Below are 13,912 nucleotides of genomic sequence, written 5' to 3'. Positions count from 1 at the left end.
GCCATGCCCCCGGCCAAGAAGCGCACCAGGACGTACGACCCCGTCAGGACGCGGGACGCGGTGTGGGCCCAGTTCGCGCGGGTGCGGGAGGCGGTGGGCGGCCTGACGGACGAGCAGCTCGCCCTGCCCACCCGGCTCGGCGACTGGACCGTACGGGAGCTGGTCGCGCACATCGGGGCCGCGCTCTCGGCGGTCGACCGGGCCCTCGACCGTCCGGAACCCGCCCGGCAGGACGTGACGCTGCTGGACTGGCCCTCCACCACCGCCGCGGACTCCGCGGCCCTCGCCGAGTACGCCCACCGGCTCGCCGAGGAGAACCCCGACCTCGACGCCTACCTCGGCGCGGTCGAGGAACGGTTGCGGGCCCGGCTCGGCGAGCACCCCGGCACCCGGCTGCTCGCCACCTCCGCGGGTGCGCTGCCGCTCACGGACTGCCTGGTCACCCGGACCGTCGAGCTCGTCGTCCACACCGACGACCTGAACGCCGCCGTGCCGGGCCTCGCCGTGCCCCACGACCGCCAGGCCCTCGCCGCCTGCACCCGGCTGCTGGCCGACACGCTCGCCGCCCGGGCACCGGGCGGGTCGACGGAGGTGCGCATCCCGCCGTACGCCGTCGTCCAGTGCGTCGAGGGCCCCCGGCACACCCGCGGCACCCCGCCCAACGTCGTCGAGACCGACCCGCTGACCTGGGTCCGGCTGGCCACCGGGCGCACGGCGTGGCGGGACGCGGTGGAGGCGGCCGAGGTCAGCGCGAGCGGGGAGCGGTCCGACCTCGGGGGACTGCTGCCGCTGATGCGCTGAGCGGCTCGGGCGGAACCGGTCGCACGCCGGGAACGACGGGCCGGGCGCAACCGGCGCGAATCGGGAGGGCCGGGGTCGGCTACCTGCCGCACACCGGGCGGGACGGACCGGGCGGAACCGGTCGCCCGTCCCTCCCGTCCCATCCGCATGGACACTCAGCGATTGACCCTCGCCGTCCTGACCGTGCTGCCCCTCGCGGTGGCCTGCGGCAGCGGGACGGGCGCCGCCCGGCCCGGCTACGACTCCGCGGCCCCCGACGCGAAGGCCGTGACCGGCGTGCACGGGAGCGTCGACGACATCACCGGTGACCGGCTCACGCTCACCACCGGGGACGGCGACCGGGTGCGCCTCACCGGGAAGCAGGACGCCCCCCTCCAGGGCACCCGCTGGAACGTCACGGCACTCGGCACGGGCCACGCGGTGGTCTCCCCGCCCCAGGGCGCCCGGGCGCACCTCGTCTTCGGCCGCGCCTCCGGCAAGGTCACCGGCAGCCTCGGCTGCAACCGCGTCACCGCCGGAGCCACGGTCCACGACGGCCGTATCGCCCTGGGGCGCGCGTCCACCACCCGAATGATGTGCGACGCCTCACTCATGGACGTCGAGAAGCGGCTGCTGCGGCTCTTCGAGTCCACCGTGAGCTGGCGCATCGATCACCGCACCCTCCCGCTGACCAGCGAAAACGGGGAGCGCGTCACGGCCGTGGCGGCCCAGTGATCCACAACGGCCGCGCATCCCCAATTCGGACCAGTGGTCGACCTCGCCTACACTCGGTGCCGTGCCACGTGGTGACGGTCGACTCAATCACGATCTGCTCCCCGGCGAGAAAGGCCCCCAGGACGCGTGTGGCGTCTTCGGTGTCTGGGCTCCGGGCGAAGAGGTCGCAAAGCTCACGTACTTCGGGCTCTACGCCCTCCAGCATCGGGGCCAGGAATCCGCAGGAATCGCGGTCAGCAACGGCTCCCAGATCCTCGTCTTCAAGGACATGGGCCTCGTGTCCCAGGTCTTCGACGAGACCTCGCTCGGTTCGCTCCAGGGTCACATCGCGGTCGGTCACGCCCGCTACTCGACCACCGGCGCCTCCGTGTGGGAGAACGCCCAGCCGACGTTCCGCGCCACCGCGCACGGTTCGATCGCGCTCGGCCACAACGGCAACCTGGTCAACACCGCTCAGCTCTCCGAGATGGTCGCCGACCTGCCGAAGGACACCAACGGGCGTTCCACCCGCGTCGCGGCCACCAACGACACCGATCTGCTGACGGCGCTGCTCGCGGCCCAGGTGGACGAGGACGGCAAGCCGCTGACCATCGAGGACGCCGCGCACACCGTCCTCCCGCAGGTCAAGGGCGCCTTCAGCCTCGTCTTCATGGACGAGCACACCCTCTACGCCGCCCGTGACCCGCAGGGCATCCGCCCGCTGGTCCTCGGCCGCCTGGAGCGTGGCTGGGTCGTCGCCTCCGAGTCCGCCGCCCTCGACATCTGCGGCGCGAGCTACGTGCGCGAGATCGAGCCGGGCGAGTTCGTGGCGATCGACGAGAACGGTCTGCGCACCTCCCGGTTCGCGGAAGCGAAGCCCAAGGGCTGCGTCTTCGAGTACGTGTATCTGGCCCGCCCGGACACCGACATCGCCGGCCGCAACGTCTACCTCTCCCGCGTCGAGATGGGCCGCCGCCTCGCCAAGGAGGCCCCCGCCGAGGTCGACCTGGTGATAGCGACCCCGGAGTCCGGCACCCCGGCCGCCATCGGCTACGCGGAGGCCAGCGGCATCCCCTTCGGCTCCGGCCTGGTGAAGAACGCCTACGTCGGGCGGACCTTCATCCAGCCCTCGCAGACCATCCGCCAGCTCGGCATCCGCCTGAAGCTGAACCCGCTGCGGGAGGTCATCAAGGGCAAGCGCCTGGTGGTCGTGGACGACTCGATCGTCCGCGGCAACACCCAGCGCGCCCTGGTCCGGATGCTCCGCGAGGCGGGCGCCGCCGAGGTCCACATCCGGATCTCCTCGCCGCCGGTGAAGTGGCCCTGCTTCTTCGGCATCGACTTCGCCACCCGCGCCGAGCTCATCGCCAACGGCATGACCATCGACGAGATCGGCACCTCGCTGGGCGCCGACTCGCTGGCGTACATCTCCATCGACGGCATGATCGAGGCGACCACCATCGCCAGGCCGAACCTGTGCCGCGCCTGCTTCGACGGCGAGTACCCGATGGAGCTCCCGGACCCCGAACTGCTGGGCAAGCAGCTGCTGGAGACCGAGCTGGCCGCCGGGCCCGCCGCCACGGCCGCCTCCGACGCGATCCGTCGCCCGTAACACCTGCCGTACGACACGAAAGTTCTCATCGTCATGTCTGAGACAACCGGTGCCAGCTACGCAGCCGCGGGCGTCGACATCGAGGCGGGCGACCGCGCCGTCGAGCTGATGAAGGAGTGGGTGAAGAAGACGCAGCGCCCCGAGGTCCTCGGCGGCCTCGGCGGTTTCGCCGGCCTCTTCGACGCCTCCGCCCTCAAGCGCTACGAGCGTCCCCTGCTCGCCTCCGCCACGGACGGCGTCGGCACCAAGGTCGACATCGCGCGACAGTTGGGCGTCTACGACACCATCGGCCACGACCTGGTCGCCATGGTCATGGACGACATCGTGGTGTGCGGTGCCGAGCCGCTGTTCATGACCGACTACATCTGCGTCGGCAAGGTCCACCCCGAGCGGGTCGCCGCCATCGTCAAGGGCATCGCGGAGGGCTGTGTGCTGGCCGGCTGCGCCCTCGTGGGCGGTGAGACGGCCGAGCACCCCGGTCTGCTCGGTGCGGACGACTTCGACGTCGCCGGAGCCGGTACGGGTGTCGTGGAGGCCGACCGGCTGCTGGGCGCCGATCGCATCCGTACGGGGGACACGGTGATCGCCATGGCGGCCTCCGGTCTTCACTCCAACGGGTACTCCCTGGTCCGGCACGTCCTGCTGGACCGCGCCGGGCTGTCGCTCGACGCGCGGATCGAGGAGTTCGGCCGCACGCTCGGCGAGGAGCTCCTGGAGCCCACCAAGATCTACTCGCTGGACTGCCTGGCGCTGACCCGCACGACCGATGTGCACGCCTTCAGCCACATCACCGGCGGAGGACTCGCCGCCAACCTGGCCCGGGTGATCCCGGACGGGCTGCACGCCGTGGTCGACCGCTCCACCTGGACCCCGGCCCCCGTCTTCGATCTCGTCGGCAGGACCGGCGAGGTCGAGCGGCTGGAGCTGGAGAAGACCCTGAACATGGGCGTCGGCATGATCGCGATCGTGCCCGAGGAGTCGGTGGATGTGGCGCTCGTCACCCTGGCCGACCGCGGGGTCGACGCCTGGGTGGCCGGTGAGATCACGGAGCGGGGCGAGCACACCACCGGGGCGGACCTGGTCGGGGACTACGCCGGCTGACCGACCGCGGACAGCACAGAACCCGGTCCGTGGAATCCCACGGACCGGGCAGTGGTCAGTGCAAAGTCAAGCGCCGCGGCGACGCTGGTGCGGGGACTGCTCGTCCTCGTCCTCATCGTCGTCGTCGTACAGGTCGGCGTACCGGCTGTACAGCTCGTCGTCCTGCTCATCGTCCTCGAACGGTTCGCCGTTCGGCGATGCGTTCGATGTCGATGCGCCCAGCTCCTCGGCCAGGCGTGAGAGATCCGTCCCACCGCTGTTGTACTTCAGCTGGCGGGCGACCTTCGTCTGCTTGGCCTTGGCCCGGCCGCGCCCCATGGCTCGACCCCCTCAACGACGGGGCTCGACGGCCCCAGAGTCTTGACACGCGTTCATGATCCGGAACGGGCTCTCCGTGGAGAGACCGGTCCGTAGGGCTTCCACGGTACCTGAGCCCGCGGCCATACGGTACGTCGCCCGCAGGACGCGCGTGTGCGCAGAACCTTCGAGGCGCCCCGTCCTCGCTGGTCAGTGGCGAGTTTAACCACTTATCGGCGGGCGACCCGCCGGGGGAAGTGAGAGTTCTCTCCAACCGCCCACCGGCAGGTACCGCTCAAACGTAGGACGTCCGGGACTTCAGGGCGCGTGTCCCGGGTGTCAGCGGGCGCCCGCGGCCCGTGCCTCCGCCATCCGCTGCTCGGCGATCCGGTCGGCCGCGGCAGCCGGCGGAATCCCGTCGTCCTTCGCACGAGCGAATATGGCCAGCGTGGTGTCGAAGATCCGCGCGGCCTTCGCCCGACACCGCTCGAAGTCGAAGCCGTGCAGCTCGTCGGCGACCTGGATGACACCGCCGGCGTTCACCACGTAGTCCGGCGCGTAGAGGATCCCGCGGTCGGCGAGGTCCTTCTCGACGCCCGGGTGGGCCAGCTGGTTGTTGGCCGCGCCGCACACCACCCTCGCGGTCAGCACCGGCACGGTGTCGTCGTTCAGGGCGCCGCCCAACGCGCAGGGGGCGTAGATGTCGAGTCCCTCGGTCCGGATCAGCGCGTCGGTGTCCGCGACCACGCGGACGGACGGGTGCTCGGCCACGATGCGTGCGACGGCCTCCTCACGCACGTCCGTGACCACGACCTCGGCGCCCTCGTCCAGCAGGTGCCGCACGAGGTGGTGCCCGACCTTGCCGACGCCGGCGATGCCGACCGTGCGGCCGCGCAGCGAGGGGTCGCCCCACAGGTGCTGGGCGGACGCCCGCATGCCCTGGTAGACGCCGAAGGCGGTGAGCACGGAGGAGTCGCCCGCGCCGCCGTTCTCCGGGGAGCGCCCGGTGGTCCAGCGGCACTCGCGGGCCACCACGTCCATGTCGGCGACGTAGGTGCCGACGTCGCAGGCGGTGACGTAGCGCCCGCCGAGCGAGGCCACCATGCGCCCGTAGGCGAGCAGCAGTTCCTCGGTCTTGTCCCGCTCCGGGTCCCCGATGATCACGGCCTTGCCGCCGCCGTGATCGAGCCCGGCCATGGCGTTCTTGTACGACATGCCGCGGGCGAGGTTCAGCGCGTCGGCGACGGCCTCCGCCTCGGACGCGTAGGGGTAGAAGCGCGTACCGCCGAGCGCGGGGCCCAGGGCGGTGGAGTGGATGGCGATGACGGCCTTCAGACCGCTGGCACGGTCCTGGCAGAGCACGACTTGCTCATGACCCCCCTGCTCCGAGCGGAACAGGGTGTGCAGTACATCAGCAGGCGCGCCGGTTACGTCGGTCACGGTGGTGACTCCCGGGTACATAGCGGCGAGTGGGGAGGGCCTCCGTAAGGGTGGCGGGGGCCGTGGCATGAGCGTAGAGCCTGACCCCGCTCGCCATGGGCGCAGTGGTCCGGATCACCCTCCCTCGGAGTACGTTCCCGTCCGGACGTGGGACGATTTGCAGTGGTTTTCCGTGTGGTCCCGTGCCGGGCCGCGACGGGTTTCGGGTCTGGTCCGATGGGGAGGGAGCAGGCGTGCCCAAGGTGTCCTCGGTGGTCGTCCCCTACGCGACCTATCTGCGCGTCTACGAGCCGCTGGCCGCCTTTCCCGAGCCGGAGCGCAGCCACTGGGCCCGCTACGCGCGCCGCCCGGACCGCCCCTCCTACCAGGACGAACTGCGCCGCTCGCTGGCGGACCTGCTGCCCACCCCGCCGGTCCCGGTGCCAGTGCACGAGAGCCCGGACGCGTTCGTGCTCGACGTCGACGGCGTGGTCTGCGTCTGCCCCTGGCGCACCCGGCTGCGTGGCTGGCAGGCGCTGGACGAGCTCGCCGAGGAGCTCCCGGCGGTGGTCCAGGACGCGGTGCTGCCCCCGGTCGTCCGGCGCCAGGCCGCCCAGGACTACGAGCGCTGGCTGGCCGGCAACCCCGACGCCCGGCCCTGGATCCGCACGGCGACCTGGCAGGTGCCGCTGAACTGGTTCGTACTGGTCTCCGACGAGGAGCGGGAGTACGTCAAGGGCACAGGCGACTCCGGGGACGAGACGCCGGCGCTGCGCTACCGGACGCCGATGGTGCAGGCCCGGCGCCGGGTGGCGCGGTCGCTTCGGACGCTCAAGGAGACCGTCGACGAGGGACTGCTGATCGACGGCCTGGTGGACGTCGGGCGATGGCTGGAGGAATTCCATCCGCGCTCGCTGGTCGAGCTCGACTACGGCGGGCTGGTGCACGTGCTGCCGGCCGGCGAGCTGGAGGGTGATCACTCGGCGGCGGACGTGGCCGAGGGCATCGAGGCCCTGCGCCGGGGTGACGAGGCCGCCGCGGGAGAGGCGTACGCGCGGCTGGTGGAGCGGTGGCGGTCGGTGCGCGACCGGCGCTCCGCGAACTGACATCACTGTAGGTGTGACGTGGATCACGGACTAAACCGTTTCGAACAGCGTACGGTCATGGGCATTTCGGGGAACTGACGGGATGTAGACCCCGATCCGGGCTTTTGTCCCCAAGGGTGACGGACGGCACTTACCCGGCCCTTGCGCCGCTTGCCTCCCCTCATGCCAAAATAGGACAAGGAGTCCGGGGAGGACTCCTTCCGTCCCGATGTGCTCCACTATGGGGCGGAATCTCAGCATTGCACGCTTTGGGGGGTCTGGTGCCTCCTGATCGTCCTGTGACTGATCGTCACAGCGGCGTGACTGTCCGCTATGGCATGGTCCATCGGCTTCCGTCGGTGATGAACACCTGGGAGGGCAATTCCATCGGTTTGGCCGACGCGGCTGGACAGATGGTGTAGTTGTAGTGCCGAGGACAAGCCGTTCGTCCTATAACCGACTCGACTCGCGTCCGCCATTTCGGGCAACGCGGGTCAAGGTGCAGAATTTAGAGGAAAGAACCGAGAAGGTTCGGTTCTCCCGAGGAGGCCGCTCATGACCGCTCGCACCCCTGATGCCGAGCCGCTGCTGACCCCGGCTGAGGTCGCCACCATGTTCCGCGTCGACCCCAAGACGGTCACGCGCTGGGCGAAGGCCGGCAAGCTCACGTCGATCCGCACGCTCGGCGGGCACCGCCGCTACCGCGAAGCCGAGGTCCGCGCTCTGCTCGCGGGCATCCCGCAGCAGCGCAGCGAGGCCTGAACAACCGAATAACCCGGGTTGTCCGGCTGGCCCCCATCCCGCCGAACCGCCCGAACCCACAGCTCCAAGCGACGCGGGTCCTGCCCCAACAGGCCCCCCGCCCAAGCCGATCAGAGCTCCACAGGCATGTGAACAAGGGTGCGTCGTCGATCGCGCTGGACTCCGCCGGGTCCAGCGCGATCTTTTTTGTGCGCTGTCCGGCGGTCCGCGACCGCTCTGTGAGCGGGCTTGTCGGAGTCTGGGGAGCGGTGTGGGATCACCTCCGGAGCGGGTCGGCGGCCGGTGCAATTGCACATATTAAATTGACCCGTTGTAGGAGAGGGGTAAGTACCGCGGTTTCAGAAACTCATGCGGTGACTCCCGTCACACCCCGGGCGGCTTGTTGCTCCCGCCCTGCGTGCGCTAAAGGGGATCGTCGCGTCCATCGTCCCATCGTGCGGCGGGAGTTCAGGACCGGACGGGCTCACGCGGTGGACGGGGCCTCGTCCTGGACCGCCTCGGCCGGGACCTCGGCGGCCGGCGGGGCGCCGTCCCACGCCTGGCGCAACAGCAGGTGGCAGACCGGGCAGTGGCGGGTGAGATGGCGGTACGACGAGGCGGCTGCGAGGTGCGCACGGAGCAACGCCCGTGTCTTGTGCCTGGCCGATGCCGCCATACGCCACCTCCGGGGGGCCGTACGGGAACGGGCCCTGCCTTCTGGGTACCGGCGGAATGTGACGCCGTCAAGACGGCGTGGGGGCGCCAGGGGGCGGCCAGGGGGAGGCCAGGGAGAAGTCGGAAGGGCGCCGGGAGGGTGTCGCGGACACGAGGAAGGCCCGCGTCCCCCCGAGGGGCGCGGGCCTTCCTTACTGCGGTCCTGACGGGATTTGAACCCGCGGCCTCCACCTTGACAGGGTGGCGAGCACTCCAAACTGCTCCACAGGACCAGGTTTCGCTGCGCTTTCTTGCGGTGCGCTGCGAGAAGGACTGTACAGGACGGCGGCCTGCCTGGTCGAACTCACCCTCCGTGCGCTCGCGGTCACGGTGCGGCGGCGTCGATCGCCTTCACGATGCGCTTGTCGGAGACGGGGTACGCCGTGCCCAGCGCGTGGGCGAAGTAGCTGACCCGCAGCTCCTCGATCATCCACCGGATGTCCCGCACCGACGAGGGCACCGGGCGGCCCTGCGGCATCTGCTCCAGCAGCCAGGCGTACTCGTCCTGCATCTCCTGGACCTTCTCCATGCGCGTGGTGTCCCGCTGGACGTTCGTGGGCATCTGCTGGAGCCGGCGGTCCGCGGCGATCAGATAGCGCATCAGGTCCGGCAGCCGGCGCAGGCCCGTCCCCGTCACGAAACCCGGCCCGACGAGCCGGTCCAGCTGTGCCCGTACGTCCGCCAGGTTCGGCAGCAGCGCGGGGCTCCGTACGGCCTTCAGGCGGCGCTCACAGGCCTGCCAGGCGGCCAGCACCTGCTGCACCTGCCCGACCGTCCGCACGGTCGCGTCGACGATCTCGGCCCGCACCTTGTCGTACAGCTTCCGGTACGACTCCTCGTCCCACACCGGTCCCCCGAAGTCCGCGATCAGCCTGTCGGCCGCGGCCGTCGCGCAGTCGTCGAACAGGGCCTGGATGGAGCCGTGCGGGTTCGCCGACAGGGCGAGCTTCTGCTGGTTGGTGAGCTTTTCGGACGCGAACTTCGCGGGGTTCACCGGGATGTTGCGCAGGATCAGCCGCCGGGTGCCCTTCCACATGGCCTCGGCCTGTTCCGCCTCTGTGTCGAAGAGGCGTACGGAGACCGTGTCGCCGTCGTCGACGAGCGCGGGGTACGCCTTCACCGGCTGGCCGGCCCGGCGGGTCTCGAAGACGCGGGTGAGCGCGCCGATGCTCCAGTCGGTCAGGCCCGTGCGCTCCAGCGACTCGCCGCCCTGCCGGACGGCCGTCGCGGCGGCGGCCTGGGAGAGGGCCTGGCGCGCCTTCGGCTTCAGGCGGAGCTTGAGGGACTCCAGATCCTTGTCCTCGGCCAGCTTGCGCCGCCGCTCGTCGACGATCCTGAAGGTGATCTTCAGATGGTCGGGGACCTTCGCCCAGTCGAAGTCGTCGGCCTCGAAGGGGACGCCGACCATGCGCTTCAGCTCGCGGGCCATGGTCGTGACGAGCGGCTCCTGAAGCGGCTCCGCCTTCTCCAGGAACGCCTTCGCGTAGTTCGGCGCGGGCACGTAGTTGCGGCGGATCGGCTTGGGCAGGGAGCGGATCAGCTCGGTGACCACCTCCTCGCGCAGACCCGGGATCTGCCAGTCGAAGCCCTCGCCGGTGACCTGGTTGAGCACCTGGAGCGGGATGTGGACGGTGACGCCGTCGGCGTCCGCGCCCGGCTCGAACTGGTACGTGACCCGGAACTTCAGGCCGCCCTGGCGCCAGGAGTCCGGGTAGTCGGCCTTGGTGACCGCCTCCGCCGACTCCCGGATGAGCATCTCCCGCTCGAAGTCCAGGAAGTCGGGCTGCTCGTGCCGCTTGCGCTTCCACCAGGAGTCGAAGTGCGCGCCGGAGACGACGTGTTCGGGAACCCGCTGGTCGTAGAAGTCGAAGAGGGTCTCGTCGTCGACCAGGATGTTCCGGCGCCGGGCGCGGTGCTCCAGCTCCTCGACCTCGGTCAGCAGCCTGCGGTTGTCGGCGAAGAACTTGTGGTGCGTGCGCCAGTCGCCCTCGACCAGGGCGTTGCGGATGAACAGCTCCCGGCTGACCTCCGGGTCGATCCGCCCGTAGTTGATCTTGCGCTGGGCGACGATCGGGACGCCGTACAGCGTGACCTTCTCGTACGCCATCACCGCGGCCTGGTCCTTCTCCCAGTGCGGCTCGCTGTAGGTCCGCTTCAGCAGGTGGCCGGCGAGCGGCTCGACCCACTCGGGCTCGATCCTCGCGTTGACCCGGGCCCACAGGCGGGAGGTCTCGACGAGTTCGGCGGACATCACGAAGCGCGGGGGCTTCTTGAACAGGGCCGAGCCGGGGAAGATCGCGAACTTGGCGTTGCGGGCGCCCACGTACTCGTTGCGGCCGCCGTCCTTGCGGCCGCCCGGGCCGGAGTCCTTGGACTCCTTCACGTCCTTCATGCCGATGTGCGAGAGCAGTCCGGCGAGAAGAGAGATGTGGACGCGGTCGTCGGGGGCGTCCTCGTCGTTGAGGTGGATGCCCATCTGCTTGGCGACCGTGCGCAGCTGCGTGTAGATGTCCTGCCACTCGCGGATGCGCAGGAAGTTGAGGAACTCCTGCTTGCACATCCGGCGGAAGGAGGAGGAGCCGCGCTCCTTCTGCTGTTCGCGGACGTACCGCCAGAGGTTGAGGAAGGCGAGGAAGTCGCTGGTCTCGTCCCGGAAGCGGGCGTGCTGCTGGTCCGCCTGGGCCTGCTTGTCGGCCGGGCGTTCGCGCGGGTCCTGGATGGACAGTGCGGCGGCGATGACCATGACCTCGCGCACGCAGCCGTTCCGGTCCGCCTCCAGGACCATGCGGGCCAGGCGCGGGTCGACGGGCAGCTGGGCGAGCTTGCGGCCGGTCTGTGTGAGCCGCTTGCGCGGATCCTTCTGGGCCGGGTCGAGGGCGCCCAGTTCCTGGAGCAGCTGGACGCCGTCGCGGATGTTGCGGTGGTCCGGCGGGTCGATGAAGGGGAACTTCTCGATGTCGCCGAGGCCGGCCGCGGTCATCTGCAGGATGACGGAGGCGAGGTTGGTGCGCAGGATCTCGGCGTCGGTGAACTCCGGCCGCGCGACGAAGTCGTCCTCGCTGTACAGGCGGATGCAGATGCCGTCGGACGTGCGGCCGCAGCGGCCCTTGCGCTGGTTGGCGCTGGCCTGCGAGATCGGCTCGATGGGCAGCCGCTGGACCTTGGTGCGGTGACTGTAGCGGGAGATGCGGGCGAAGCCGGGGTCGACGACGTACTTGATGCCGGGGACCGTGAGGGAGGTCTCGGCGACGTTGGTGGCCAGCACGATCCTGCGTCCGGTGTGCGGCTGGAAGACGCGGTGCTGTTCGGCGTGCGAGAGCCGCGCGTACAGCGGCAGGACCTCGGTGAACCTGTACTTCTTCTTCAGCAGCGCGTCCGCCGTGTCCCGGATCTCGCGCTCACCGGAGAGGAAGACCAGGATGTCGCCCTGTCCCTCGGCCATCAGCTCCTCGACGGCATCGGTGATCGCGGTGATCTGATCGCGATCGGTGTCCTCGGAGTCCTCCTCGAGCAGCGGCCGGTAGCGGACCTCGACGGGGTACGTCCGCCCGCTGACCTCGATGACCGGGGCGTCGTCGAAGTGGCGGGAGAAGCGCTCGGGATCGATGGTGGCCGAGGTGATGACGACTTTGAGGTCGGGGCGCCGGGGCAGCAGCTGGGCGAGGTAGCCGAGCAGGAAGTCGATGTTGAGGGACCGCTCGTGGGCCTCGTCGATGATGATCGTGTCGTAGGCGCGCAGCTCGCGGTCGGTCTGGATCTCCGCGAGCAGGATGCCGTCCGTCATCAGCTTCACGAAGGTGCCGTCCGGGTCCACCTGGTCGGTGAAGCGGACCTTCCAGCCGACGGCCTCGCCGAGGGGAGTGGCCAGCTCCTCGGCCACTCGCTCGGCGACGGTGCGGGCGGCGATGCGGCGCGGCTGGGTGTGCCCGATCATGCCGCGGACGCCCCGGCCGAGTTCGAGGCAGATCTTGGGGATCTGGGTCGTCTTGCCGGAGCCGGTCTCGCCCGCCACGATCACCACCTGGTGGTCGCGGATGGCGTCGGCGATGACGTCCTTGCGCCGGCTGACCGGGAGCTGCTCGGGATAGGTGACGGCGGGCACGCGGGCCCGCCGCTTGTCCATCCGCGCCTCGGCCGTGGTGATCTCGGCGTCGATCTCGGCGAGGACGGCGGCGTGGGCGTCCGGCTTGCGGATCTTGCGCGCACCTTCGAGCCTGCGGCCGAGCCGGTGCGCGTCGCGCAGCGAAAGCTCGGTCAGGCGGGGGGCGAGAGTGCCGAGGGCGGGGGCGGGATGCGTAGACATACGCCCCCCAGGATCTCATCCCGGGGAAATCGCGCGCGAATGATTTGACGCGGGCCCGTGACCAGGGCGGTCACGGGCGCACCTGCCCCCGGGACCCGTCCGGGCCGGGCCCGCGTCCGCGAGGTGACCGAGCGAGCGGCCGGACAGCTCCTACGGAGCCGTCGGCGGCTGCTCGTGGCGTGCCGCCGGGCGGTCGCCCAGGGCGATGGAGCGCGCGGTGTTGGAGATGGCCTTGATGCCGAGGTAGGCGGTGGTCATGCTGCTCACCGCGGTGAAGGCGGCGGTCAGCACGCCGACGATCACGGCGCGGTCCCCGTCGAGGCGCCACACCCCGAAGATCGCGACGCCGGCGATGGCGAGATTGCTGAGGACCACGGCCAGCAGCCCGTACCTCGCCCGGTCCTTCTCCAGCTCGACGTCCCGAATGGCTCGTGCTTCGTCTCTGCTCATGGTGCCCCCCGGCTCTCTCGGCGCGACGCCGACCAGGCAGAACGTAGCGCCGTCCGGGAACACTGCCAAGCACACCGAAGGCTCCGTCCTGCCGGACGGAGCCTTCGGGCGTCGACCGCGATGCGAGGAGTCGGCGAGGGGGCTCAGCAGTGCCGCTGTCCCTGGCGCCACCCGGCCTTGAAGCCGTCCTTGAAGCCCCGCTGGTAGTCCCAGTTCGAGTACTTCTTGCCGTGGTGGAAGCCGGGTGCCTGCCGGTGGTCGTTCCAGTTCCACTGGTCGTTCCAGTCGCAGTGCCGCCGTGCCTGGCGCCACCCGGCCTTGAAGCCGTCCCTGAAGCCCCGCTGGTAGTCCTTCTTCGAATGGGGAGCCTTGACGGTGGCACCGACGTGCGTCGCGCTCGGTGCGGCAGCGGCGGCCTGCTCGAAGCCGACCGGGGCGAGGACGACCGCCGCGGCGATGAAGGCCGAACCCAGGACGCCTGCACGCTTCCTATGAGTCATGGGCATACTTGCCCCCTCTAGGTGATGTCGTGCTTTTCCTCACTTTTCACTCTAGTCACCCGGATGGCGCCCGCAACTCTGCCAGTCATGGGCCTGTTGCGCCCCCGCAGTACCCCTGGCGGATATCGGTGCGAGTGTCCCTCGCGTACCACGCGTCGCAGCGCTGGTGCTCGCCCTGGTCGTGGCCGTTGGCGCG

At 70.3% G+C, this 13,912-nt stretch carries 12 protein-coding genes and 1 tRNA gene; 6 read left to right on the top strand and 7 right to left on the bottom strand.

Features of this window, described 5'->3' with window-relative positions; all coding sequences use genetic code 11:
* The first annotated feature begins 3 nt into the window (after positions 1 to 3).
* From ACF1A5_RS31105 to purM, 4 genes are all read left to right on the top strand, one after another.
* Complete coding sequence (locus ACF1A5_RS31105) at positions 4 to 801, top strand: sterol carrier family protein (protein WP_392196209.1); 798 nt, start codon at positions 4 to 6, stop codon at positions 799 to 801.
* A 147-nt stretch (positions 802 to 948) separates the two neighbouring features.
* Entirely contained in the window at positions 949 to 1,515 is a 567-nt protein-coding gene (locus tag ACF1A5_RS31100) for an META domain-containing protein (protein WP_392196208.1), read from the top strand.
* Positions 1,516 to 1,576: 61 nt separating this feature from the next.
* Positions 1,577 to 3,106, top strand: coding sequence for an amidophosphoribosyltransferase (gene purF, locus ACF1A5_RS31095; protein WP_392196207.1), 1,530 nt, complete (start codon positions 1,577 to 1,579; stop codon positions 3,104 to 3,106).
* Between the two features lie 33 nt (positions 3,107 to 3,139).
* Complete coding sequence (purM, locus tag ACF1A5_RS31090; RefSeq protein WP_392196206.1) at positions 3,140 to 4,207, top strand: phosphoribosylformylglycinamidine cyclo-ligase; 1,068 nt, start codon at positions 3,140 to 3,142, stop codon at positions 4,205 to 4,207.
* 66 nt (positions 4,208 to 4,273) lie between these two features.
* Here purM and ACF1A5_RS31085 read toward each other — a convergent pair whose 3' ends face one another.
* Both ACF1A5_RS31085 and ACF1A5_RS31080 read right to left on the bottom strand, forming a co-directional pair.
* Complete coding sequence (locus ACF1A5_RS31085) at positions 4,274 to 4,525, bottom strand: DUF3073 domain-containing protein (RefSeq protein ID WP_356192239.1); 252 nt, start codon at positions 4,523 to 4,525, stop codon at positions 4,274 to 4,276.
* Positions 4,526 to 4,843: 318 nt separating this feature from the next.
* Complete coding sequence (locus ACF1A5_RS31080) at positions 4,844 to 5,944, bottom strand: Leu/Phe/Val dehydrogenase (protein WP_392196205.1); 1,101 nt, start codon at positions 5,942 to 5,944, stop codon at positions 4,844 to 4,846.
* A 233-nt stretch (positions 5,945 to 6,177) separates the two neighbouring features.
* On the opposite strand from ACF1A5_RS31080, the gene ACF1A5_RS31075 reads away from it, so the two are divergent.
* Positions 6,178 to 7,029 carry a hypothetical protein gene (locus ACF1A5_RS31075; RefSeq protein WP_392196204.1) on the top strand — a complete coding sequence of 284 codons (852 nt, stop codon included), beginning with the start codon at positions 6,178 to 6,180 and terminating at the stop codon, positions 7,027 to 7,029.
* Positions 7,030 to 7,563: 534 nt separating this feature from the next.
* On the top strand, positions 7,564 to 7,770 hold the full coding sequence (gene bldC, locus ACF1A5_RS31070) for a developmental transcriptional regulator BldC (RefSeq protein WP_003949541.1): 207 nt from the start codon (positions 7,564 to 7,566) through the stop codon (positions 7,768 to 7,770).
* Positions 7,771 to 8,233: 463 nt separating this feature from the next.
* Here bldC and ACF1A5_RS31065 read toward each other — a convergent pair whose 3' ends face one another.
* From ACF1A5_RS31065 to ACF1A5_RS31045, 5 genes are all read right to left on the bottom strand, one after another.
* The gene (locus ACF1A5_RS31065) at positions 8,234 to 8,425 is read right to left on the bottom strand and encodes a DUF6274 family protein (RefSeq protein ID WP_392196203.1); all 192 of its coding nucleotides are present in this window, start codon (positions 8,423 to 8,425) and stop codon (positions 8,234 to 8,236) included.
* Between the two features lie 196 nt (positions 8,426 to 8,621).
* Positions 8,622 to 8,696: transfer RNA gene (locus ACF1A5_RS31060), tRNA-Asp, on the bottom strand.
* A gap of 92 nt (positions 8,697 to 8,788) precedes the next feature.
* Positions 8,789 to 12,766: an ATP-dependent RNA helicase HrpA gene (gene hrpA / locus ACF1A5_RS31055; protein ID WP_392196202.1), complete on the bottom strand. Its 3,978-nt coding sequence runs from the start codon at positions 12,764 to 12,766 to the stop codon at positions 8,789 to 8,791.
* A gap of 150 nt (positions 12,767 to 12,916) precedes the next feature.
* Positions 12,917 to 13,216, bottom strand: a complete 300-nt coding sequence (locus ACF1A5_RS31050) for a hypothetical protein (protein ID WP_392196201.1) — start codon at positions 13,214 to 13,216, stop codon at positions 12,917 to 12,919.
* A gap of 143 nt (positions 13,217 to 13,359) precedes the next feature.
* Positions 13,360 to 13,722, bottom strand: coding sequence for a hypothetical protein (locus tag ACF1A5_RS31045; RefSeq protein WP_392196200.1), 363 nt, complete (start codon positions 13,720 to 13,722; stop codon positions 13,360 to 13,362).
* Positions 13,723 to 13,912 lie beyond the last annotated feature (190 nt).

Origin of the sequence: Streptomyces sp. NPDC014864 (assembly GCF_043081525.1) — a bacterium.
Lineage (GTDB): Bacteria > Actinomycetota > Actinomycetes > Streptomycetales > Streptomycetaceae > Streptomyces.
This window is presented reverse-complemented; position numbering and strand designations above follow the sequence as displayed.